Source organism: Kluyvera huaxiensis (genome assembly GCF_040149365.1).
Taxonomy (GTDB): domain Bacteria; phylum Pseudomonadota; class Gammaproteobacteria; order Enterobacterales; family Enterobacteriaceae; genus Kluyvera; species Kluyvera intermedia_A.
In genome coordinates this window covers 54,646-76,501 of the sequence record NZ_JBEFLV010000021.1, presented here as the reverse complement: position 1 = coordinate 76,501, position 21,856 = coordinate 54,646, and the positions used below count along the sequence as shown (strand labels likewise).

Annotated in this window: 22 protein-coding genes; 6 read left to right on the top strand and 16 right to left on the bottom strand. The window is 54.7% G+C overall.

What is annotated here, in order from left to right:
* Positions 1-489, top strand: a complete 489-nt coding sequence (rfaH, locus tag ABOC97_RS19290) for a transcription/translation regulatory transformer protein RfaH (protein WP_349600895.1) — start codon at positions 1-3, stop codon at positions 487-489.
* Position 490: 1 nt separating this feature from the next.
* Here rfaH and tatD read toward each other — a convergent pair whose 3' ends face one another.
* From tatD to udp, 9 genes are all read right to left on the bottom strand, one after another.
* A complete protein-coding gene (gene tatD, locus ABOC97_RS19285) occupies positions 491-1,285 on the bottom strand; it encodes a 3'-5' ssDNA/RNA exonuclease TatD (RefSeq protein ID WP_349600893.1) in 795 nt (264 codons plus the stop codon).
* A gap of 27 nt (positions 1,286-1,312) precedes the next feature.
* Entirely contained in the window at positions 1,313-2,077 is a 765-nt protein-coding gene (gene tatC, locus ABOC97_RS19280) for a Sec-independent protein translocase subunit TatC (RefSeq protein ID WP_349600890.1), read from the bottom strand.
* A 2-nt stretch (positions 2,078-2,079) separates the two neighbouring features.
* The gene (gene tatB, locus ABOC97_RS19275) at positions 2,080-2,610 is read right to left on the bottom strand and encodes a Sec-independent protein translocase protein TatB (RefSeq protein WP_349600888.1); all 531 of its coding nucleotides are present in this window, start codon (positions 2,608-2,610) and stop codon (positions 2,080-2,082) included.
* 3 nt (positions 2,611-2,613) lie between these two features.
* A complete protein-coding gene (gene tatA / locus ABOC97_RS19270) occupies positions 2,614-2,868 on the bottom strand; it encodes a Sec-independent protein translocase subunit TatA (RefSeq protein ID WP_052283968.1) in 255 nt (84 codons plus the stop codon).
* A 76-nt stretch (positions 2,869-2,944) separates the two neighbouring features.
* Positions 2,945-4,585 carry a ubiquinone biosynthesis regulatory protein kinase UbiB gene (gene ubiB, locus ABOC97_RS19265; RefSeq protein WP_349600883.1) on the bottom strand — a complete coding sequence of 547 codons (1,641 nt, stop codon included), beginning with the start codon at positions 4,583-4,585 and terminating at the stop codon, positions 2,945-2,947.
* Positions 4,582-5,187: a ubiquinone biosynthesis protein UbiJ gene (gene ubiJ / locus ABOC97_RS19260; protein WP_349600881.1), complete on the bottom strand. Its 606-nt coding sequence runs from the start codon at positions 5,185-5,187 to the stop codon at positions 4,582-4,584. The genes ubiB and ubiJ overlap by 4 nt, the downstream gene beginning before the upstream one ends.
* A 13-nt stretch (positions 5,188-5,200) precedes the next feature.
* Complete coding sequence (gene ubiE, locus ABOC97_RS19255; protein WP_234501776.1) at positions 5,201-5,956, bottom strand: bifunctional demethylmenaquinone methyltransferase/2-methoxy-6-polyprenyl-1,4-benzoquinol methylase UbiE; 756 nt, start codon at positions 5,954-5,956, stop codon at positions 5,201-5,203.
* Positions 5,957-6,056: 100 nt separating this feature from the next.
* Entirely contained in the window at positions 6,057-7,466 is a 1,410-nt protein-coding gene (rmuC, locus tag ABOC97_RS19250) for a DNA recombination protein RmuC (protein WP_349600879.1), read from the bottom strand.
* A gap of 141 nt (positions 7,467-7,607) precedes the next feature.
* The gene (gene udp / locus ABOC97_RS19245) at positions 7,608-8,369 is read right to left on the bottom strand and encodes a uridine phosphorylase (protein WP_234501774.1); all 762 of its coding nucleotides are present in this window, start codon (positions 8,367-8,369) and stop codon (positions 7,608-7,610) included.
* 237 nt (positions 8,370-8,606) lie between these two features.
* On the opposite strand from udp, the gene ABOC97_RS19240 reads away from it, so the two are divergent.
* Complete coding sequence (locus tag ABOC97_RS19240) at positions 8,607-9,419, top strand: dienelactone hydrolase family protein (protein ID WP_349600876.1); 813 nt, start codon at positions 8,607-8,609, stop codon at positions 9,417-9,419.
* 43 nt (positions 9,420-9,462) lie between these two features.
* On the opposite strand, the gene metE is transcribed toward ABOC97_RS19240, so the two are convergent.
* Entirely contained in the window at positions 9,463-11,724 is a 2,262-nt protein-coding gene (metE, locus tag ABOC97_RS19235; RefSeq protein WP_349600916.1) for a 5-methyltetrahydropteroyltriglutamate--homocysteine S-methyltransferase, read from the bottom strand.
* A 117-nt stretch (positions 11,725-11,841) separates the two neighbouring features.
* Between metE and metR the strand changes: the two genes are divergently transcribed.
* On the top strand, positions 11,842-12,795 hold the full coding sequence (gene metR, locus ABOC97_RS19230; RefSeq protein WP_349600873.1) for an HTH-type transcriptional regulator MetR: 954 nt from the start codon (positions 11,842-11,844) through the stop codon (positions 12,793-12,795).
* On the opposite strand, the gene ABOC97_RS19225 is transcribed toward metR, so the two are convergent.
* The 3 genes from ABOC97_RS19225 to pldB form a co-directional block, all read right to left on the bottom strand.
* Complete coding sequence (locus ABOC97_RS19225) at positions 12,683-13,582, bottom strand: carboxylate/amino acid/amine transporter (RefSeq protein ID WP_234501771.1); 900 nt, start codon at positions 13,580-13,582, stop codon at positions 12,683-12,685. The genes metR and ABOC97_RS19225 overlap by 113 nt on opposite strands.
* Positions 13,583-13,667: 85 nt before the next feature.
* Positions 13,668-14,468, bottom strand: coding sequence for a sugar/pyridoxal phosphate phosphatase YigL (yigL, locus tag ABOC97_RS19220; protein ID WP_349600870.1), 801 nt, complete (start codon positions 14,466-14,468; stop codon positions 13,668-13,670).
* Positions 14,469-14,509: 41 nt separating this feature from the next.
* The gene (gene pldB, locus ABOC97_RS19215) at positions 14,510-15,502 is read right to left on the bottom strand and encodes a lysophospholipase L2 (RefSeq protein WP_349600867.1); all 993 of its coding nucleotides are present in this window, start codon (positions 15,500-15,502) and stop codon (positions 14,510-14,512) included.
* A gap of 109 nt (positions 15,503-15,611) precedes the next feature.
* Here pldB and rhtB point away from each other — a divergent pair, with 109 nt between their 5' ends.
* The gene (gene rhtB / locus ABOC97_RS19210) at positions 15,612-16,232 is read left to right on the top strand and encodes a homoserine/homoserine lactone efflux protein (RefSeq protein WP_349600864.1); all 621 of its coding nucleotides are present in this window, start codon (positions 15,612-15,614) and stop codon (positions 16,230-16,232) included.
* Between the two features lie 48 nt (positions 16,233-16,280).
* On the opposite strand, the gene rhtC is transcribed toward rhtB, so the two are convergent.
* From rhtC to pldA, 3 genes are all read right to left on the bottom strand, one after another.
* Positions 16,281-16,904 carry a threonine export protein RhtC gene (gene rhtC, locus ABOC97_RS19205; protein ID WP_349600861.1) on the bottom strand — a complete coding sequence of 208 codons (624 nt, stop codon included), beginning with the start codon at positions 16,902-16,904 and terminating at the stop codon, positions 16,281-16,283.
* Between the two features lie 207 nt (positions 16,905-17,111).
* Positions 17,112-18,941, bottom strand: a complete 1,830-nt coding sequence (recQ, locus tag ABOC97_RS19200) for an ATP-dependent DNA helicase RecQ (RefSeq protein WP_349600859.1) — start codon at positions 18,939-18,941, stop codon at positions 17,112-17,114.
* A gap of 118 nt (positions 18,942-19,059) precedes the next feature.
* Positions 19,060-19,926: a phospholipase A gene (gene pldA / locus ABOC97_RS19195; RefSeq protein WP_349600856.1), complete on the bottom strand. Its 867-nt coding sequence runs from the start codon at positions 19,924-19,926 to the stop codon at positions 19,060-19,062.
* Positions 19,927-20,086: 160 nt separating this feature from the next.
* On the opposite strand from pldA, the gene yigI reads away from it, so the two are divergent.
* On the top strand, positions 20,087-20,554 hold the full coding sequence (gene yigI, locus ABOC97_RS19190) for an acyl-CoA thioesterase YigI (protein WP_349600853.1): 468 nt from the start codon (positions 20,087-20,089) through the stop codon (positions 20,552-20,554).
* A gap of 50 nt (positions 20,555-20,604) precedes the next feature.
* The gene (gene rarD / locus ABOC97_RS19185) at positions 20,605-21,498 is read left to right on the top strand and encodes an EamA family transporter RarD (protein ID WP_349600850.1); all 894 of its coding nucleotides are present in this window, start codon (positions 20,605-20,607) and stop codon (positions 21,496-21,498) included.
* The last annotated feature ends 358 nt before the right edge of the window (positions 21,499-21,856 follow it).

Genomic DNA, 21,856 nt, shown 5'->3' with positions numbered 1-21,856 from the left:
ATGCAAGCTTGGTATTTACTGTACTGCAAACGTGGGCAACTTCAGCGTGCCCAGGAACATCTTGAACGGCAGGCGGTGAACTGTCTAACGCCGATGATCACCCTGGAAAAGATGGTGCGCGGTAAACGTACTACCGTCAACGAGCCGCTGTTCCCGAACTACCTGTTTGTGGAGTTTGACCCGGAAGTGATTCACACCACCACCATAAACGCGACCCGTGGCGTCAGTCATTTTGTCCGCTTTGGCATCCATCCCGCAACGGTTCCGTCTTCAGTCATTCACCAGCTTTCCATCTATCAGCCGGAAGACATCACCGACCCGGAAACCCCTTATCCTGGTGACAGCGTCGTCATCACCGAAGGCGCGTTCGAAGGGTTACAGGCAATCTTTGCTGAACCTGACGGCGAAGCGCGTTCAATGCTGCTGCTCAACCTGCTCAACCAGCAGATCAAGCAGAGCGTTAAAAACACCGACTTCCGTAAAGCCTGAGTTAAAAGTCGATATTAAACAACTGTCTGACGTTGTTGTCTGTGACGCCTTCCAGCCATTGCGCTTCTTCGCCTCGCCATTCGGCGACGCGCGCCAGAATATGCGGAACAAACGCCGGCTCATTGCGTCGTGACGCCGGTTTCGGTGTCATATCACGCGGTAATAAATACGGCGCATCCGTCTCCAGTAACAGGCGTTCTGCCGGGATCATCGGCAGCAACTCGCGCAGCTCAAGCCCTCGACGTTCATCGCACACCCAGCCTGTAATACCGATAAACAGTCCGTGATCCAGACACGCCTGCAGTTCGTCCCGCGTGCCGGTAAAACAGTGCAGCACGGCACCCGGCAGATGATCAAGCCAGGGCTCCAGCAACGCGAAGAAGCGATCGTGTGCATCGCGACAGTGCAGGAACACCGGCATTCCCAGTTCAGCGGCCATTGCCAACTGGGCGCTAAAAGCCGTTTCCTGCTCGGCTGGCGTTGAGAAGTTACGGTTAAAGTCCAGGCCGCATTCACCCACCGCCACCACTTCCGGTTTATTCACCAACGTATAGATTGCTTCGGCCACTTCCGGTGACCAACTGCTGCTATCGTGCGGATGAACACCAGCGGTAGACCAACAGCGTTCAAAATGCTCTGCCAGGCGTTGCGCTTCTTCGCTTTCATGACGATTGGTTCCGGTCAACAGCATACCGTGTACGCCTGCCGCAAGGGCACGCGCGACAACCTCGTCGCGATCGCGGGAAAACTGCGAGCTGGTGAGATTAACTCCGATATCAAACATCATGGCTCCCATATGACAACCGCCCTAACGGGCGGTTGGTTATTCTTCAGATTCTTCGGCTTCCGCGTCTTCATCACGCGTCGCTCGCTTCCCGGCGTAGAAGCGGGAGAAAAACAGCCCCACTTCAAACAGGCAGTACATCGGGATGGCCAGCAGCGTTTGCGAAAACACATCCGGCGGGGTCAGCAGCATGCCGACCACGAAGGCACCCACCAGCACGTACGGACGCTTCTTGCGAAGATCATCCGGCGTGGTCACGCCCACCCAGCACAGCAGCACGATAGCGACCGGCACTTCAAACGACACGCCAAACGCGATGAACAGCGACATAACGAAATCGAGGTAGCTCTTGATATCCGTGGATACCAGTACTCCAGCCGGGGCCGCATGCGTCAGGAATCCAAACGCCAGCGGGAACACCACGAAGTAGGCAAACGCCATACCGGTGTAAAACAGCAGGGTGCTGGAGACCAGCAGCGGCATCACCAGGCGGCGTTCATGCTTGTACAGCGCAGGGGCAACAAACGCCCATACCTGGTACAGAATCACCGGCGCGGAGAGGATAAGCGAAACCATAAAGGTCAGCTTGATCGGCGTGAAAAACGGCGATGCAACATCCGTTGCAATCATCGTCGCCCCGTGCGGCAGCTGTTTAATCAGCGGCGCAGACACCAGTTGGTAAATGTCGTTGGCGAAGTAGACTAACGCCAGAAAAATAACGATGACCGCGATGATGCTGTTAAGCAGACGCTTACGCAGCTCAATCAAATGAGCGATCAGCGGTTGAGTATCTTCTACGCTCATGTTTACGATTTATCACTCGATGCGGGGGATGAATCAGGAACCGCGGCCGCAGAAACTTTCTCTTTCTCTACCGGTTTGGCCGCTTCAGCGGCTGGCGCCGGAGCTTCTACCGGTGACGAAACGGGTTCGTCAGCATGCGCCACCTGCGGATCTGCTGTGCCCGGCTGCGCGGCTTCCTTTTCCTTCACCACAGGATTATGGATAGTATTGGCCTCATCGCTCGCCTTTTCAGGATCGTGCGCAGAGTAAGAACGCTTCATCGACTCAGCCGCTTCGCGCAGCTCGTCCATCGAAGCCTTCAGCTCAGGCGTCAGGCTATCCAGACTCGCTTTCTCCACTTTCTTCAGGCTATCCTGAAATTCCTGGAGTTTAAGCTCCTGCGTCAGCTCATTTTGTACGGTTGTCGCCAGCGAGCGCAGCGCCCGGATCCAGCCAACAACCGTCTTCACTGCAACTGGTAGACGTTTTGGCCCTAATACGACAAGGCCAATCACAAACACCAGCAGCAGTTCACTGAAACCAATATCAAACACGAATTACACCTGCTCGTTGTCGTGGCGTTTCGCTTCGTCTTTCTTCGCACTTTCCTGCTTATCAGTAATTGATTGCGCAGTGAAATCTGCATCCTGGCTCGGTTTATCTTTCTTCTCGTCTTCATCACCCATGGCTTTCTTAAAGCCTTTGATAGACGCACCTAAATCCGACCCAAGTGAGCTCAGCTTTTTAGTCCCAAAAAGCAGAACGACGATAACGACGATAATCAGCAACTGCCAAATACTAATACCACCCATACATGTTCCTCTGATAGATGATGAAATAATCAGCGCGCATTATACGTTATGCAGCGCCCTGTTAGCGACGCAAAAATCAGCGCGTCTTTCTCCAGCCTGCGAGCCATACCACCAATCCTCCGGCCATAAGCCATGCGGGTGTCAGGCCCCATTCTGGGCGGTAAACCAGTAATACTGTACCGCTCAGGAGTAAAACCGCGCCTATACCAAAGAGATAACGCGACTGCCCCTGTCGGGTGTGATGCGTTGCCATATCCTGCGAAATCTTTGCAAGACTGGCCTGCATCTGCTTGCTTTGGCGCAGGCTGTCGTACACCAGCTCCGGTAATTCCGGCATTTTTTCAATCCAGAACGGCGCTTTGTCTTTCAATGCACGGAATAGTGCCGGCACACCCACCTGATCCTTAATCCAGGACTCCAGGAACGGTTTTGCCGTCTTCCATAAATCTAACTGAGGATAGAGCTGTCGTCCTACCCCTTCTACGTAAAGTAATGTCTTTTGCAGTAACACCAGCTGTGGCTGAACTTCCATATTGAAGCGGCGCGCGGTGTTAAACAGGTTCAGCAGCACGTGGCCAAACGAGATTTCTGCCAGCGGTTTTTCGAAGATGGGTTCACACACGGTACGAATAGCGAACTCAAACTCTTCCACGTTGGTATCCGCAGGCACCCATCCGGAATCAACGTGCAGCTCGGCCACTTTGCGGTAGTCACGGTTGAAGAAAGCGATGAAGTTTTCCGCCAGATAGCGCTTATCGTCTTTGTTTAGTGAGCCAACGATACCGCAGTCAATGCCGATATACTGCGGATCTTCCGGGTGCTCGTAGCTCACAAAAATATTGCCGGGGTGCATATCGGCATGGAAAAAGCTGTCGCGGAATACTTGCGTAAAGAACACCTGTACGCCGCGCTCTGCCAGCAGCTGCATGTTGGTATTCTGCTTTTCCAGCGTCTCGATATCGGATACGGGAATACCGTAGATGCGCTCCATCACCAGCATATCGACGCGGCAGTAGTCAGAATACACTTCCGGGACATACAGCATCGGGCTATTTTCGAAGTTACGCCGCAGCTGGATGGCATTAGCCGCTTCACGCAGCAGGTTCAGTTCGTCGAGCAGCGTTTTTTCGTAGTCGCGTACCACTTCCAAAGGACGCAGACGACGTCCATCCGGCAGCAGGCGAGGCACCCAGCGCGCCAGGCGGTAGATAAGCTTCATATCTGCCTTGATGATCGGCAGGATGTCCGGGCGAATGACCTTGATGACCACTTCCCGGCCGTTCTCTTTTAAGCGCGCAGTGTGTACCTGGGCAATTGACGCGGAAGCCAGCGGTTCAATATCGAAGTCATCGAACCAGCTTTCGACAGGAATATCGCCCATCGATTTTTCAATTTGCTGTTTTGCCAGCTTACCATCAAACGGGGCGACGCGATCCTGCAGCATCACCAGCTGATCGGCGATATTCGGCGGGAAAAGGTCACGGCGGGTGGAAAGCATCTGCCCGAACTTGATCCACACCGGGCCAAGCTCCTGCAAGGCCAGACGCAGGCGTTCACCCAGCGGTTTATTCTTGTGGCGGTTTGGCATCCAGAACAGCAGCCGACGCCCAATACGCAGCGGCAGCGTGATTCGCATTTTGGGAATGAGCTCATCAAGCCCGTAGCTCAAAAAGGTGCGGATGATAAAGTACAGGCGCCGTAATTCTCCTGGCGTCATTTCCCCTCCAGTTTTTCCAACCGTTTGGTCAGTGCGGCAAGCTCGCGCTCTACGGCCATTGTTTCTTCAGCAAACCAGGCGATTTCCAATGCCCCCGGTGCCAGCCGCCACTCTTCGGTTAGCGTTTCCGCAACATAACGCTGCTGACGAGCCAGCCCATGCTGTACAAACTTCGCCCCGCCGCGCAGGAATTTACTCACGCCTTCCGCGGCAATATCACCGGTGTAAGGAGCCAGCAGTTCCGCAGGATCAAACTCCGCAAGATCGGCAAGCGACACCAGGTTTTGAACCACCTGGAGATCGCCCTGCACTTCGAGATCGTTATTACGGATAAGCGCCGTCAGTTGCTGGCGGTTACGCAGCTGCGGTAATACGCTGACGCGAGTGATAACGGTGCAGTCTGCCTCGCCTTCCCACGCACCCAGCACGTCAACCTGACGCTCACTGAAAACCAACACCAGCGGCGAGGAGAACTCTTTAAGTTCAATGCGCAGCACTTTGCCAATAAGACGTTGGCGCGCAGGCTTTAAAGCCTTCTCACGCCAAAGCAGCGTATTAATGGCGGTTTCAATGCTGCCGGTCACTAAGGGTTTTAAAGGCATAGCTGCACCTCAATCAGAATTTATAACCGCGATGCAGCGCGACGATCCCGGCCGTCAGGTTGAAGTACTCAACGTTTTCCAGGCCAGCATCCTGCATCATCTCTTTCAGCGTGTCCTGATTCGGGTGCATGCGGATGGACTCAGCCAGATAGCGGTAGCTGTCGGCGTCGTTTGCCACCATTTCACCGATACGAGGCAAAATGTGGAATGAATAGGCATCGTAGGCTTTGCTCAGCGGCTCGATAATCGGTTTGGAGAATTCGAGAACCAGCAGACGTCCACCCGGTTTCAGCACGCGGTACATGGAACGCAGCGCTTTATCTTTGTCGGTGACGTTACGCAGACCAAAGGAGATGGTGATGCAGTCAAAAGTGTTATCAGGGAATGGCAGCGCTTCTGCGTTCGCCTGCACGTATTCAACATTACCAACGACGCCGATGTTACGCAGCTTCTCACGCCCCATCTTCAGCATGGAATCGTTGATATCGGCCAGCACCACGCGTCCGGTTTCACCCACCATACGTGAGAACTTCGCCGTCAGGTCGCCAGTGCCACCCGCCAGATCGAGAACTGTCTGTCCACGGCGCACGCCGCTGCAATCAATGGTAAAACGCTTCCAGAGACGATGAATACCGAATGACATCAGGTCATTCATAACATCGTATTTTGCGGCGACAGAATGGAATACATGCGCCACCATGTCTACCTTCTGATCTTTGGCAATTGTTTGAAAGCCAAAGTGCGTCGTTTCTTGTGAATCCTCAACCATCTCTATGCCTGCTTATCAAGAAAATGTTCATGGAGTGTAACAGATTGGGCTCGATTGCCCTACGATTCCACCCTGTTACGAAATCCGTCTCGTCGCTGGATTAGTGACGCTCTGCCGCCAACGGATTGTCATCATTCAACTCTTCATCATCGCGCAGCCGGAACTCATCATCCTGCGACGTGGCCTGCTCGACGAGATCTGGATTAATCTCGCGCTTCACCTCAACGCCGAGATGGCGGAATGCCTCCGCCTGAGCCAACAGATTCCCGCGCCCGGAGGTGAGTTTTTTCATTGCCTGGCGGTAGTTGTCCTGCGCTTTATCGAGGCTCTGTCCGATCGACGACATATCATCAACGAACAGGCGCATTTTGTCATATAAGCGGCTGGCGCGTTCAGCAATATGTTGCGCATTGCGGCTTTGATGCTCATAGCGCCACAGGTTGGCGATTGTTCGTAGCGCCACCAGCAGCGTCGTTGGGCTCACCAGCATAATATTATTTTTCAGCGCTTCGCTAATCAGTTCTGGCTGTCGGTCCAGCGCCAGTAAAAATGCAGGCTCAACGGGGATAAACATCAAAACATAGTCCAGAGAACGTAGCCCCGGCAGCTGCTGGTAGTCTTTACGCCCCAGCAGGCGGATATGGTTACGCACTGCGGCAATATGCTCCTGCAGCGCCGCTTCGCGGATGTAGTCATCTTCGGCATTAAAATAGCGTTCGTAGGCCACCAGCGTCATTTTGGCATCGACCACCACATCTTTGCGATGCGGCAGACGGACGATAACATCCGGCTGCATGCGGGAATTCACATCCGTATTGATGCTGACCTGGGTTTCATACTCATGCCCTTCCCGCAGCCCGGAAGCCTCCAGCACACGAGTCAGAACCACTTCACCCCAGTTACCCTGGGTTTTATTATCGCCTTTCAGCGCCCGGGTCAGGTTGACCGCCTCCTGCGCCATCTGGGCATTCAACTGCTGTAAATTGCGAATTTCATGCGTCAATGTATGGCGTTCGCGTGCCTCCTGGCCGAAGCTATCCTGAACCTGGCGGCGGAAGCCGTCCAACTGCTCACGCAGCGGCGTCAGAAGACCCTGCAAGCTCTGACGATTTTGCTCATCAACGCGGCGGTTACTCTGTTCAAAGATGCGATTAGCCAGATTTTCAAACTGCTCACTCAGACGCTGCTCGCTGTTGAGCATCAGTCGATACTTTTCATCGCCGTGCTGGCGCGTGGTTTCCAGCAGCGTAGTGACTTCCCGGAGATCGACCTCCAGCGAGGAGTTGATCTCCCGCAGGCTGCGCAGTTCGTTGTTAAGCAGTTCGCACTCTTCACGCCAGTGAGCATTCTGGGCAATTTGCTGTTTCGCCGCGCTCAGTTCGCCGTACACATCGCGTTCTTCCGCAAGCTGCTCGGCCCGCTGCTGCGCCACGCGATAGCTCGCTGCCAGCCAGCCAATCGCCATGCCTGCCAGCGCCACCAACGCATAAATCACCACGGCAATATCCACAACGCCCCCCGCTTATATCCGTTATCTGCACAAAAATAGAATTGTGCTGTATAAACGTCCAGTTTTAAAGCAGTTTCCTGCGAGGCGCTACGCAAAAAGAAAAAGGCCGAACAAGTCGGCCTTTTACACAAGGAGGGGAAACTACAGCAGACGACGCGCCGCTTCCACCACGATTTTCACCGCATGACTTTCGGTTTTCTTCATGGTTTCAGCGTTAGGAATTTCCTGCTGGGTACGGTTGACGATAACGCCAGCGACCATACCCGCACGCAGACCCTGGCTTGAGCACATGGTCAGCAGGGTGGCAGATTCCATTTCGTAGTTCATCACACCCATTGACTGCCACTCTTCCATGGAGCCTTTGAAGTTTCTCACTACGCGGCCAGAGAAGGTGTCATAACGTTCCTGGCCCGGGTAGAAGGTGTCAGAAGAGGCGGTCACACCCACGTGAGTGGTGGCACCGACGGCTTTCGCCGCTTCTACCAGCGCGGTGGTACAGGCAAAGTCGGCTACCGCTGGATATTCCATCGGTGCAAAGTGCAGGCTCGCACCGTCAAGACGGACGGATGCGGTTGTCACCAGTACGTCACCAACGTTGATGTTTGGCTGAATTGCGCCAGTGGTTCCGACACGCAGGAACGTGCGGATACCCAACTGTGCCAGCTCTTCCACGGCGATCGAAGTGGATGGGCCACCGATACCGGTTGAGCACACGATCACTGATTTGCCATCAAGCTCAGCACGCCAGGAGGTAAATTCACGATGAGATGCCAGTTTTACCGGCTTTTCCATCAGCGCGGCGATCTTTTCCACACGCTCCGGGTCACCGGGGACGATAGCCAGCGTAGCCCCTTGTAAATCGTTTTTGGTGAGGCCGAGATGAAAAACATCAGACTTGGACATAAAGAACTCCTCTGTGGTTCAGTTTTGTCAGAAGAAGCAAAAATGTACTTTATAGAAGACCACGACTCTTTTTCGTGATTGCCATCACTAAGGAATAAAAATATTACATTAAATTCCATGCAATTAGTGATTCACATCACATTAACAAGTTATTGTGAATCTCCGCTGCACAAAAATACGCCGTATTGAGGCACTGTGATTCAGCTATGAGTTCATTCAAAGGGTACGGAGAATGCCATGACAATCAATAAACAACCTGGATTTGCACCTGCTGCTTCACCTCATGCCTTGACCACCGTCCATACGCCCGAAGAGGCTATCACGGCGGGAGAAACCTCGATTCCCTCACAGGGGGATACACTGCCGGCCTATCACGCCCGTCCTAAACATAGCGATGCGCCTCTCCCGGTAATCATCGTAGTGCAGGAGATTTTTGGCGTCCACGAACATATCCGCGATATCTGCCGCCGTCTGGCGCTTGAGGGCTATCTGGCTATCGCACCAGAGCTCTATTTTCGTCAGGGCGATCCGAACGACTACGACGACATCCCATCGCTGTTCAGCGGCCTTGTCACTAAAGTACCTGACGCTCAAGTGCTGGGCGATCTCGACCATGTCGCCAGTTGGGCGGCGCGTAACGGCGGTGACGCCAACCGTCTATTCGTGACCGGCTTCTGCTGGGGTGGGCGCATTGCGTGGCTGTATGCAGCGCATAACCCGCAGCTCAAAGCCGCAGTGGCCTGGTATGGCCGTCTGACCGGCGACAAAACGTTAAGCAGCCCGAAACATCCGGTTGATATCGCGGTCGATCTGAGCGCGCCGGTACTGGGATTGTACGGCGGCCAGGACACCGGGATCTCGCTCGAATCCGTTGAGACCATGCGTCAGGCGCTGCGTGCGGCAAATGCGAAAGCTGACATTGTCGTCTACCCAGAGGCCGGTCACGCGTTTAATGCTGACTATCGACCGAGCTATCATGAAGAGTCGGCCAAAGATGGCTGGCAGAGAATGCTGACATGGTTTGCGCAGTATGGCGGGAAAAAGGGATAACCTTTTAATAAAGTAAAACGGAGGCTTTCGCCTCCGTTTATTTTTACGCCTCGCGTAAATTCTGCGCCGCTTTCACCATATTCGCCAACGCCGCGCGGGTTTCCGGCCAGCCTCGAGTTTTCAGGCCGCAGTCCGGGTTAACCCACAGGCGTTCCGCGGGGATCCGCTGCTCCGCTTTCTTCAGCAAGGCTTCAATCCACTCTACGCTCGGGACGTTCGGTGAGTGGATGTCGTACACTCCCGGTCCGATTTCGTTCGGGTAGTCAAACTCTTCGAACGACTCCAGCAGTTCCATATCAGAGCGCGAAGTTTCAATGGTGATCACGTCAGCATCCAGCGCTGCGATAGAATCCATGATGTCGTTGAATTCGCAGTAACACATGTGGGTGTGGATCTGCGTTTCGTCTTTCGCCACCGCAGCATTGATGCGGAAGGCTTCCACGCCCCACTCGAGATAGGCCGCCCAATCGCTGCGACGCAGCGGCAAACCTTCACGCAGTGCCGGTTCATCAATCTGGATAATACCGATACCGGCAGCTTCCAGGTCCGCTACTTCATCACGTAGCGCCAGCGCAATTTGTTTGGCGATGGTTTCGCGGGTCACATCTTCACGTGGGAACGACCAGCAAAGAATCGTTACCGGACCGGTCAGCATGCCTTTCACCGGTTTCTCGGTCAGCGACTGTGCGTATTTCGCCCACTCCACGGTAATCGCTTCTGGACGGCTGACGTCACCAATCACCACCGGGGGCTTCACGCAGCGGGAACCGTAGCTCTGCACCCAGCCGTTTTGGGTGAAGATGAAGCCGTCGAGGTGCTCACCGAAGTATTCCACCATGTCGTTACGTTCCGCTTCGCCGTGGACCAGTACATCAAGACCCAGACGCTCCTGCTCAATAATCGCCTGCTTGATGTGCTCGGCGATACCCGTGCGATAGTTGCCGGCATCGAGATTGCCCTTTTTGAAATCCAGGCGCAGTCCGCGAATTTCAGTGGTTTGTGGGAATGAGCCAATTGTGGTGGTTGGCCAGGCCGGTAAATTAAAGCGCGCACGCTGGGCTTCAGCACGCGCCGGATAGGCGCTATTGCGCTGGCTATCCTTCGCAGTAATCGCCGCCAGACGTTTTTCGACCGCCGCATTATGTACGCGGGTTGAATGGCGACGAGCCTGAATTGGCGCGCTCCATTCGGTAATAGCGTTGGTGTCTCCGCTGTTCAGCGCATCACGTAGCAGGGCCAGTTCTTCACATTTTTGCAGCGCAAAGGCAAACCAGCTCTTCACTTCTGCGTCTAGGCGCGTTTCCACGCTCAGGTCAATCGGGCTGTGCAGCAGGGAGCAGGAAGATGCCACCCACAGCGCACGTTTGCCGACGATGTCTTTAATCTGCGCGTATTTTTCGGTGAGATCGGCACGCCAGACGTTACGACCGTTCACCAGCCCCGCAGATAGCAGCCAGTTGGCCGGTAGACGCTTGTGCAGCTCCGCCACATTATCTTTACCGTGGACCAGGTCAACGTGCAGACCCTGCACCGGCAGCGCGGTGATAGTATCGAGATTCGGCGTCACGCCTTCGAAATAGGTGGTCAGCAGCAGTTTGAGCTGGCCGGCCAGCGCATCGTATGCCGGTTTGAACGCATCCAGCCACTCTTTCGGCAGCTCCAGCACCAGCGCCGGTTCATCAATCTGTACCCACTCGATACCGCGTTTTGCCAGCTCGGCCAGTACCTGTTGGTAAACAGGCAGAATGTCGTTCAATAGACTCAGGCGATCAAACGCTTCGCCTTTCACTTTACCCAGCCACAGATAGGTCACCGGCCCTAAGAGCACAGGTTTCACCTTGTGGCCTAGCGCCAGCGCTTCATCCACTTCGTCCAGCAGCTGGGTCCAGGTCAGTTTGAACTGCTGGCCTTTGGTGAATTCCGGCACCATGTAGTGATAGTTGGTGTTAAACCATTTGGTCATTTCTGCCGCCGCCGCGGGCTCTCCGGTCGGTGCGCGACCACGGCCAATGCGGAACAGGGTGTCGATATCGACGGTTCCATCTTGATTCTGGTGGCGAGCAGGTACGTTGCCCAGCAGCAGACTGGTCGTCAGGACATGATCGTACCAGGCGAAATCCCCGACCGGCAGCAGATCGATACCCGCTTGTTTCTGCTGTTCCCAGTGGCGAGCGCGCAGTTCACGGCCTGTTGCCAATAATTCTTCACGGGAGGCGTTACCCGCCCAATAGCTCTCTTGCGCTTTTTTCAGCTCACGACGAAGGCCGACGCGAGGGAAACCGAGGGTGTGGTTTTGAATAGTCATCATATGCCTCTCATGGATTTTTGGTATTTTAGCCGTCCAGATGTTTACACATCCATAATCGACAGGTACTGTATATTCCTCAAGCGCAAATTGTTCATGCCGAAGTGAAGGACTTTCATGATCGAGATTAAACACCTGAAAACGCTCCAGGCGTTGCGGAGTAGTGGTTCACTGGCAGCCGCCGCGGCGACGCTGCATCAGACCCAATCCGCCCTTTCTCACCAGTTCAGCGATCTGGAACAACGTCTTGGCTTTCGGCTATTTGTGCGTAAGAGCCAGCCGTTGCGCTTTACGCCGCAGGGGGAGATCCTGCTGCAGTTGGCAAACCAGGTGCTGCCGCAAATTGGTCAGGCGCTGCAGGCTTGTAATGAGCCGCAGCAGGCCACGCTGCGCATCGCGATTGAATGTCACAGCTGCATTCAGTGGCTGACGCCTGCGCTGGAGAATTTCCACAAGCAGTGGCCGCAGGTTGAGATGGACTTTAAATCTGGTGTCACTTTTGACCCACAGCCGGCCTTGCAGCAGAGCGAGCTGGATATCGTGCTAACCTCCGACATTCTGCCGCGCAGCGGGCTGCACTATTCGCCGATGTTTGATTTTGAGGTGCGTCTGGTGCTGTCTCCCGATCACCCGCTGGCGACCAAAGCGCGCATTACGCCGGAAGATTTAGCGTCGGAAACGCTGCTGATTTACCCGGTACAGCGCCAGCGTCTGGATATCTGGCGTCACTTCCTGCTGCCAGCCGGTATCAGCCCACAGCTAAAAAGCGTGGATAACACCCTGTTGCTGATTCAGATGGTGTCGGCCCGTATGGGTATTGCTGCGCTGCCGCACTGGGTTGTGGAGAGTTTTGAGCGCCAGGGTCTTATCGTCACTAAAACCCTGGGCGAAGGACTGTGGAGCCGACTGTACGCCGCCGTTCGTGATGGCGAGCAGCGTCAGCCGGTAATGGAGGCGTTTATTCGCTCAGCGCGGAACCACGCTTGCGATCATCTGCCGTTTGTGAAGAATGCGGAGCGACCCAACGCCGATGTACCCACAGTGAGGCCAGGATCACAGCAGCCCCTGTAAGGAAGCTCGGCCAGTGGGGCTGTTGATGCCAGATTGCCAGGTTAACCAACAGCCCCGCAGGCACATGCATGTTGTTCATGATACCTAACGTGCCTGCGTCCACCTGAGTGGCACCGTAGTTCCACATAAAGTAACCAATCCCCGAAGCCACCACGCCAAGAAACACCAGAATGCCCCACTGCGGCATCGTCTGCGGCATTTTCTGCGCATTCCCCAGAAGCGACCAGGCCACCACCGCCACTAAAAACGCGCCAAGGTAGAACCAGGCAAAAGCGTTGTGCTGTGGCATTGGACGGGTTTCCATCAGGCGCTTGTAACCCACCATCCCGATGGCAAACGTAATATTGGAGAGTTGAACCAGCAGAAGCCCCATCCAGAAATGGCTGGTCACGTGGTCATAGCGAATGATCCCTGCGCCAATCACCGCCAGCAGCGCGCTAAACGCGTAGCTCCAGCGCAGGCGGCGTCCGCTCATCAGGTCGTAGATCAAGGTGATGTAGAGCGGCGTCAGCACGGTAAACAGCAGCAGCTCCGAAACGGTCAGGTACAGATAGGCCCGGAAGCTCAGCATATACATGATGCCAAGCTGCATCGCGCCCACCAGCATATACAGGCCGATAGTTTTCAGGCTATGTCCGCGCGTACGCAGAAACGGCAAAAACACCAGCGCAGCAAGGCCGACGCGCACCAGCACGGCAAAATAGCTATCGATATGTCCGGCAAGATACTCGCCGTAAAAGCTAAACGAGAAGGCCCACAGGATCGTGGTAATAATCAGGAGCGCCACAATGAATGTCTCATAGGAAGATGAGCATTCATTGTAGCGGAGATGTTAGTTGACAACTGACCAGTTAATAGCCAGTCGTCAATTTTTAATCAAGATACAGTTTACGTAGATAGTGCGGCACCGCGTCATCGGCATTAGAGCCAATCACTTCGAGATCGGGATGTAAATCTTTCAAGCGCTGGTGCGCGCCTTCCATGATGCAGCCCTTCCCCGCCATCGACAGCATCTCGGCATCATTCATACCGTCACCAAAGGCAATGCAGTCTTTGAGCGTATAGCCCATCGCTTTGGCCACCGCTTCCAGCGCATGGCCTTTCGACACACCGCCCGCCATCACTTCCAGGCAGGTCAGCGTCGAGAAGCTGACGTTGACGCGATCGCCCCAGCGCGCGTTAATCGCCTGCTCCAACGGCAGCAGCGTTTCATGGTCGTTGCAGGTAAAGAACACCTTGCTGACGCCCTCGGCTTCCAGCATACCCTGCTCATACAGGGTGTAGTTGAAGACCGCTTCTTTGAAGAAACGCATCTCCTCCGGACGGTGGCGGTTCATAAACCACTCATCGTCACGGTAGACGTTGGTGACGATATCGGGGTTTGCATTGACGATACCAAAGAGATCGGTCGCAATGTCGAGGTCCAGGTTATGGGCAAAGACCTGTTTGCCATCGGCATCGTGCACGCGCGCGCCGTTGGAGGTGATCATATACGATTTGATCCCGAGATTATCGCGGATCTGCCCGACATCAATGTAGTGACGCCCGGTAGCAAAGACGAAGTTCAGACCGCGCTCGGTCAGCAGCTTCAACGTCTCTTTGGCATATGGCGTTAAGTGGTGGTCAGGGGAGAGTAAGGTGCCATCTAAATCAGACGCAACGACCTGGTACATAAACGAATTTAACCTCTAAACAGTGCGGCGCTGGCGCCGAATTAATGATGTCGATGGAAAAAATCGACAATGGCAGTGAGTGCGACTGATCGCATAGCGTCCTTTTCAAAAAGGATCTCATGGTAGGCGCCCTGTATGACAAGCGGCTTACCGCCATCACAAGGATGGCCCGCTTCGGCGCGAATATCACAATAACGGTCGTGCATGCGGTTATCAACAACCCGCTCTTCTTCCGCCTGGATAAGCAGGACGGGAAAGGTATCTTTTGCGGCGTTAGCGAGAATGTTCTCCCCGGCCAGAATACCCTCTCGCACCCAGTGATAGGTGGGGCCGCCTAAGCGTAGCTGAGGCTCATCAGCATAAAAACGGACATTACGCCGATAACGCTCACGGCTATGGGTCAGCACGTTAACGCCGAACGGCAGCGCGTGCCATCGCCCGGTCCCCATCGCATAGCCTTCCCGAAGACGCTGATGGCCCTCAGCCCAATCGAGAAGCGGCCGGACAACCCATTCCGGCAAGCGCATGATAATACCGAACATCGGCGCACAAAGCGCGATAGCATCACAGCCCTGCGGTTTACGCTGTAAAAACTGCGTCGCAATCGCCCCGCCCATCGAATGAGCGAGAATAAATCGCTGACGCCAGCGACCCGGTAATACTTCTTGCTGCCAGAAGGCCTCAAGATCATCTACATAATCGCTGAATTTCGCCACATGGCCGCGATGCGAGTCCGAAAGCATACGCCCGGAGCGCCCCTGGCCCCGATGGTCGATGATTAACACATCAAAACCACTGTGGAAAAGATCGTACGCCAGCTCAGCATACTTCACGTAGCTTTCAATACGCCCAGGACAAACAACGATAACGCGGTCATGCGCAGGCGAACTGAAACGAACAAACCATACTGGAATTCCATCGACGCCGATAAACTCGGCTTCTTCCCGACCGTGCCAGAAATCCATCAATGGACCGGTGGTAAACGCAGCGAACGCGTTTTCTCTTGTATTCCAATCCTTTTGCTGTTGAAACATCGGGCTTCCACCCCAGTTAACCGCTGAAAATTGTTTTTTTGTGGCGCCTAACACAGCGCCTATACAATAGCGTATTGTGGCATAAAAACAGACAATCAGGGAGTTTCTCATGACCTTTGAATGGTGGTTCGCCTACCTGCTAACATCCATAATTCTCAGCCTGTCGCCGGGCTCTGGGGCGATCAATACCATGACCACCTCAATCAACCACGGCTACCGCGGTGCGGCAGCGTCAATTGCCGGATTACAAACCGGGTTGGCCATTCATATCGTTTTGGTGGGTGTCGGTCTCGGGACGCTGTTTTCCCGCTCGGTAATGGCGTTTGAAATTCTGAAGTGGGCCGGCGTGGCCTACCTTATCTGGCTTGGCATCCAACAGTGGCGTGCAGCTGGAGCCATCGACCTCAATACGATGGCGAAAACCCAGAGCCGCGGCAAACTGTTTCAACGCGCAGTGTTCGTTAACCTGACCAATCCGAAAAGCATTGTGTTTCTTGCCGCGCTCTTTCCGCAGTTCATCTCACCCGACCAGCCACAGGTCATGCAGTACCTGGTCCTCGGCGCGACCACCATCGTCGTCGATATCATTGTGATGATTGGTTACGCCACCCTGGCGCAGCGCATTGCGGTGTGGATCAAAGGGCCAAAACAGATGAAGGCATTGAATAAGGTGTTTGGTTCGCTGTTTATGCTGGTTGGCGCGCTGCTCGCATCAGCGCGGCACGCGTAATCTGAAGAGAAAAGAAGGCAGCCCACCCGCCAGCGAGTGGGCAAATACTTAGCGTGAAATAATCAGGTGAATACCGAATCCCGCAAAAAGAGTTCCCGCTACGCCGTCGATCCACTTCGCCGCGCGTTGATAACCGCGACGCATCGCCGGCAGCGCAAACAGACTCGCCACCACGGTAAACCAGGCCAGCGTTTCCAGGATTATCAGCACGAAAATCCCCCAGCGCTCACCAGCGCCGACGCTATCGCCGACAAACAGCGAGAATACGGAGCCGAAATAGATAATCGCTTTCGGGTTGGCAAGGTTAGTCAGCAGACCTTTCATAAAGCTGCGCCCGCCTTGCGCCAGTTCAATCTGAGGCTCGGCTTCGTCTGCCGCTTTGTCCTTCTTCAGCGCCCCGCGCAGCATCTGGTAGCCCATCCAGCACAGATACAGACCACCGCCGACCATAATAATGGTATGCAGCCACGCCATTTTTTCGATAATCAGGTGCAACCCGAGTAGCGCAACGCCCGCCCAGACCATGACGCCGCAGGTAATTCCCAGTACGCCCATCATCGCCTCTTTGCGCGAACGGCTGACGGCTGTCTGAGAAACGAAAAAGAAGTCTGGCCCAGGGCTCATCAACGCAATGATGTGCACCAGCGCCACGGTAAGGAACAGCGTTATCATGATAGACCTACCAAACAAGACGATAAATTTGCGAAAAAAAGTACAGCGGGACACTGTACGCAAAATCATTCAAGCGGTATCAAGGCGGTAAGGGAGCGAATCCCCCGGACGCGTAGAGCACTACATGACTGGGGTTAACGACCGCGGCCAACGCGGTGGCCGTTTGAAAGATGCTGCATACATCCTGACACTTTTTCAGAGCACTGACTACTCTTCATCGTCGCCGTCGACGTGGGCACGGATAAGCGCCAGAAACTCGCGACCGAAGCGTTCCAGTTTACGCGTCCCAACGCCGTTCACGCTGAGCATGTCGCTCGGTGAAACCGGCATCTGTTCTGCCATCTCAATCAGCGTGGCGTCGTTGAAGACGACATATGGTGGGATATTTTCTTCATCAGCAATGGCTTTCCGCAATTTGCGCAATTTGGAGAACAGCTGACGGTCATAATTGCCTACCGCCGCTTTTTGCATCACGCGCGGTTTTAGTGCCACGATACGCGGCACCGCAAGCTGAAGCGGCACTTCACCGCGCAGCACCGGGCGAGATGCGTCGGTAAGCTGTAACGCCGAATGCTGGGCGATATTCTGGGTCACGAAGCCGAGATGGATCAGTTGGCGGATCACGCTCACCCAATGCTCATGGCTCTTCTCACGACCCATGCCGTAGACTTTCAGCTTGTCATGGCCGAACTCGCGAATACGCTGACTGTTGGCACCGCGAATCACTTCCACCACGTAGCCCATACCGAAGCGTTGATTAACACGTCCGATGGTCGACAGCGCAATCTGTGCGTCCTGTGCTCCATCATATTGTTTCGGCGGGTCGAGGCAGATATCACAGTTGCCGCACGGCTCCTGACGCCCTTCACCAAAGTAGTTCAGCAGTACCAGACGGCGACAGGTCTGCGCTTCAGCAAATGCCCCCATCGCGTTGAGCTTATGGCGCTCAATGTCCAGCAGCATGCCCGCTGGCTTCTCTTCCAGACAGCGGCGCAGCCAGGCCATATCGGCCGGATCGTAAAATAGCATCGCTTCCGCAGGCAGACCGTCACGCCCAGCGCGGCCGGTTTCCTGATAATAAGACTCGATATTGCGCGGAATGTCGAAATGCACCACGAAACGAACGTTCGGTTTGTTGATACCCATACCAAACGCCACGGTGGCGACCACAATCTGCAGGTCGTCGCGCTGGAATTTCTCCTGCACTTCAGCGCGCACGCTGTTCTCAAGGCCCGCGTGATAAGCTCCCGCGCTAATACCGCGGCTTTGCAAACGCGCGGCGGTATCTTCCACTTTCGAGCGACTGTTGCAGTAGATAATGCCCGACTTGCCCTTTTGCTCCTGGACATAGCGCATCAGTTGGTCGAGAGGCTTAAACTTCTCCATCAGCATGTAACGAATGTTAGGGCGGTCGAAGCTGCTGATCTGGATATAGGGGTCGTTAAGCCCCAGCAGGCGCACAATATCGTTACGGGTGGTGTCGTCCGCAGTCGCGGTAAGCGCCATAAACGGCAGCGCCGGGAAGCGCTGACGCAAATGGCCCAGCGCAGCATATTCCGGGCGGAAGTCGTGTCCCCACTGGGAGATACAGTGTGCTTCATCGACGGCCAGCATTACCGGGTTCCAGTGCGCCAGATGTTCGAGGAAGTTATCCAGCATCAGGCGTTCCGGGGCAATATAGAGCAGACGAATCTGCCCAGTGCGGCACCCGGCCATGACTTCCTGCTGCTGTTCGCGAGTCTGGGTGGAGTTAATGCAAGCCGCCGCAACACCGTTCGCCAGTAGCTGGTCGACCTGGTCTTTCATCAGGGAAATCAACGGTGAAACCACTACCGTCAGGCCATCAAGCACCAGCGCGGGGATCTGATAACACAGCGACTTTCCGCCGCCGGTTGGCATCACGACTAAGCAGTCGCGCCCTTCCAGCACGGTATTAATGATTGTGTCCTGGCCCGGGCGGAATTGCTGATAGCCAAAGGTCTCCTGCAAAACCTGTTTAGCCAGCGATTCCTGATTCAAAACTTCCGCCTGTGCCACATTGACCCCATTCACCGTAAAATAAAAACAGGCGCTATTTTCAGCGCCTGCGTGCCAAACTGCAATGTTTTAGACGAATTCCTTCAGCCGTACTCGCAACATACCGACGGTTAGGCTGTTAAAACAGATCGTTAAGCATCACACCGACGCCAACGCGCGTCTGATTAAAGTTATAGTCGATAAGCGATTCACCGTAACCGCTATAAACCTGGGTATAAACGCGCACGTGTTTGGTGAGCGGATAGCTCACGCCTAGCTCTGCGCCGCCGTAGCCGGTGTTCCAGTTATATTGCCCCTGCGCGCTCAGTACCGCATCCCCTAACTGATAGCCGATTTTCAGCCGGTAATAGCCCATATATTTGGTGATATCCGGGTTGTCATCGGTTTCGCCCACCACATACCAGGGTTTCACTTCCACCAGCCAGTTACCATTCTGCGCCATCAGACGGGTATACAGGCGGTTCCAGCTACGTGATGTTGGGTCGGCTCGGCCATTCGAATCATGGTTATACCCCACTTCAACGTCGCGAAGCGTCCAGCCGGCAAACTGGTAATCGGTAGCAAAACCGAGGAACAGCTGCGGTTCATAGTTCGTTTCACGAAACGGTGCAGACTCACCGCTGTTGGAAAGCTGCCACCAGGATCGCTGCGTATAAGAAGCCGCCAGTACCGAGTTATCGCCAAGGATCCCGCGCCACAGCGGGAACGCCAGGCTGAGCTGGAATTTGACTTCATCCTTACGCGCATTTTCCGCCCAATCGTAGGAACTAATCGCCTCTTTGTTGAGATCGCTGGTCCAGGTGTACAGCAGATAGTTGCTTTCATAAGGGTACAGCGTGAACGGATTATCATGCTCTTGCAGCAGGTTGGCGATAATACTGCCGCGCACTGCGGGCACATCGTGCACTTCTTTAATCGTTGCTTCCTGTGCAAACGCTGAGACAGGCAGCAGTAGCGCCAGTAATCCACTCCGTGAGAGCCGCATCGGTCACTTTCCCCTGAGGTCTATAAAAATAATGAATAGCAAAATGACACGCATTCTACCGGTTTGCACTGTTCTTGCTCATCAAACCTTTCTGAAAGTAGTAATCAACATGCAATAGGCATAAAATCAACATTTCATTAACATGCCAAGCAAGGTCATTATGTCTGCACAACTTACCGCCGAAGCTGCTCTCAAGCTGGTTGGCGAAATTTTTGTCTACCATATGCCGTTTAACCGGGCGCTGAATCTGGAACTGGAGGTCTACGAAAAGGCCTTTGCGCAGATTGGTTTTAACAATCAACCAATGATGGTAGGCAACTGGGCACAAAGCATTTTGCACGGCGGGGTGATTGCCTCGGCGCTGGACGTTGCCGCCGGGCTGGTGTGCGTGGGCAGTACGCTAGCGCGCCATGACACCATCAATGAAGACGAGCTGCGCCAACGCCTGTCGCGGATGGGCACCATTGATTTGCGCGTGGACTATCTGCGTCCAGGCCGTGGTACACGCTTTACCGCCACCAGCACGCTACTGCGCGCGGGCAACAAGGTTGCCGTTGCTCGCGTTGAGCTGCACAACGAAGAACAGACACATATCGCCAGCGCGACGGCGACTTATATGGTGGGATAACGGCCATAATCGCGTAAAATTGCGTTACTTTTTTAAAATGGATGTTTCTCATGGATCCCAAACAGACGCGTCAGGGCGTGCTTCTTGCCCTCGCCGCCTATTTTATCTGGGGCATCGCCCCAGCCTACTTTAAGCTGATTTACTACGTTCCTGCCGATGAGATCCTGACCCACCGCGTCATCTGGTCGTTTTTCTTTATGGTGGCGCTGGTGAGCATCAGCCGCCAGTGGTCGCAGGTCAGAACGCTACTCAAGACGCCAAAGAAGGTGTTTTTACTGGCGCTTTCAGCGGTGCTGATCGGCGGCAACTGGCTGCTGTTTATCTGGTCAGTCAATAACCATCACATGCTGGAAGCCAGCCTGGGTTACTTTATAAACCCATTGGTGAATATTGTGTTGGGGATGATTTTCCTCGGGGAGCGCTTCCGCCGTATGCAATGGCTGGCGGTATTCCTGGCGGTTTGCGGTGTGCTGGTACAGCTATGGACTTTCGGTTCGCTGCCGGTTATCGCCTTAGGTCTGGCCTTCAGCTTTGCCTTCTACGGCCTGGTGCGTAAGAAAATCGCCGTCGATGCGCAGACCGGCATGCTGTTTGAAACGCTCTGGCTGCTGCCGGTAGCGGCAATTTATCTATTCGGTATCGCCGATAGCGCAACCAGCCATATGGGGCAAAATTCATGGTCGCTGAATCTGCTGCTGGTTGCCGCAGGCGTCGTGACCACGATTCCTCTGCTGTGCTTTACCGGCGCCGCAACCCGTCTGCGCCTGTCGACGCTGGGTTTCTTCCAGTATATCGGCCCAACGCTGATGTTCCTGCTGGCGGTGACGTTCTACGGTGAAGTGCCGGGGGCGGACAAAATGGTCACCTTCGCGTTTATCTGGGTCGCGCTGGCAATTTTTGTGATGGATGCGATTTATACCCAGCGACGGGGCCGTCGCGGGTAGAGGGACGCCGGATGGCGCTACGCTTATCCGGCCTACAAACATGTATCACTGTAGGTCGGATAAGGCAAAGCCATCATCCGACACAAACCGCGCATTCACGTAGGTCGGATAAGGCAAAGCCGCCATCCCACACAAAGCGCGCATTCACGTAGGTCGGATAAGGCGTAGCCGCCATCCGACACAAACCGCGCATTCACTAGGTCGGATAAGGCACAGCCGTCATCCGACACAAACCGCACATTCACGTAGGTCGGATAAGGCACAGCCGTCATCCGACACAAACCGCGCATTCACGTAGGTCGGATAAGGCAAAGCCGCCATCCGACACAAACCGCACATTCACGTAGGTCGGATAAGG

Coding starts and splice junctions, on each gene's coding strand:
- tatD (WP_349600893.1), bottom strand. CDS start 1,285: ATGGGAGCCATGATGTTTGATATCGGAGTTAATCTCACCAGCTCGCAG.
- tatC (WP_349600890.1), bottom strand. CDS start 2,077: ATGAGCGTAGAAGATACTCAACCGCTGATCGCTCATTTGATTGAGCTG.
- udp (WP_234501774.1), bottom strand. CDS start 8,369: ATGTCCAAGTCTGATGTTTTTCATCTCGGCCTCACCAAAAACGATTTA.
- pldA (WP_349600856.1), bottom strand. CDS start 19,926: ATGCGGCTCTCACGGAGTGGATTACTGGCGCTACTGCTGCCTGTCTCA.
- rhtB (WP_349600864.1), top strand. CDS start 15,612: ATGACCTTTGAATGGTGGTTCGCCTACCTGCTAACATCCATAATTCTC.
- pldB (WP_349600867.1), bottom strand. CDS start 15,502: ATGTTTCAACAGCAAAAGGATTGGAATACAAGAGAAAACGCGTTCGCT.
- rhtC (WP_349600861.1), bottom strand. CDS start 16,904: ATGATAACGCTGTTCCTTACCGTGGCGCTGGTGCACATCATTGCGTTG.
- ubiJ (WP_349600881.1), bottom strand. CDS start 5,187: ATGCCTTTAAAACCCTTAGTGACCGGCAGCATTGAAACCGCCATTAAT.
- metR (WP_349600873.1), top strand. CDS start 11,842: ATGATCGAGATTAAACACCTGAAAACGCTCCAGGCGTTGCGGAGTAGT.
- ubiB (WP_349600883.1), bottom strand. CDS start 4,585: ATGACGCCAGGAGAATTACGGCGCCTGTACTTTATCATCCGCACCTTT.
- ABOC97_RS19240 (WP_349600876.1), top strand. CDS start 8,607: ATGACAATCAATAAACAACCTGGATTTGCACCTGCTGCTTCACCTCAT.
- rarD (WP_349600850.1), top strand. CDS start 20,605: ATGGATCCCAAACAGACGCGTCAGGGCGTGCTTCTTGCCCTCGCCGCC.
- tatA (WP_052283968.1), bottom strand. CDS start 2,868: ATGGGTGGTATTAGTATTTGGCAGTTGCTGATTATCGTCGTTATCGTC.
- metE (WP_349600916.1), bottom strand. CDS start 11,724: ATGACTATTCAAAACCACACCCTCGGTTTCCCTCGCGTCGGCCTTCGT.
- yigL (WP_349600870.1), bottom strand. CDS start 14,468: ATGTACCAGGTCGTTGCGTCTGATTTAGATGGCACCTTACTCTCCCCT.
- ubiE (WP_234501776.1), bottom strand. CDS start 5,956: ATGGTTGAGGATTCACAAGAAACGACGCACTTTGGCTTTCAAACAATT.
- yigI (WP_349600853.1), top strand. CDS start 20,087: ATGTCTGCACAACTTACCGCCGAAGCTGCTCTCAAGCTGGTTGGCGAA.
- rfaH (WP_349600895.1), top strand. CDS start 1: ATGCAAGCTTGGTATTTACTGTACTGCAAACGTGGGCAACTTCAGCGT.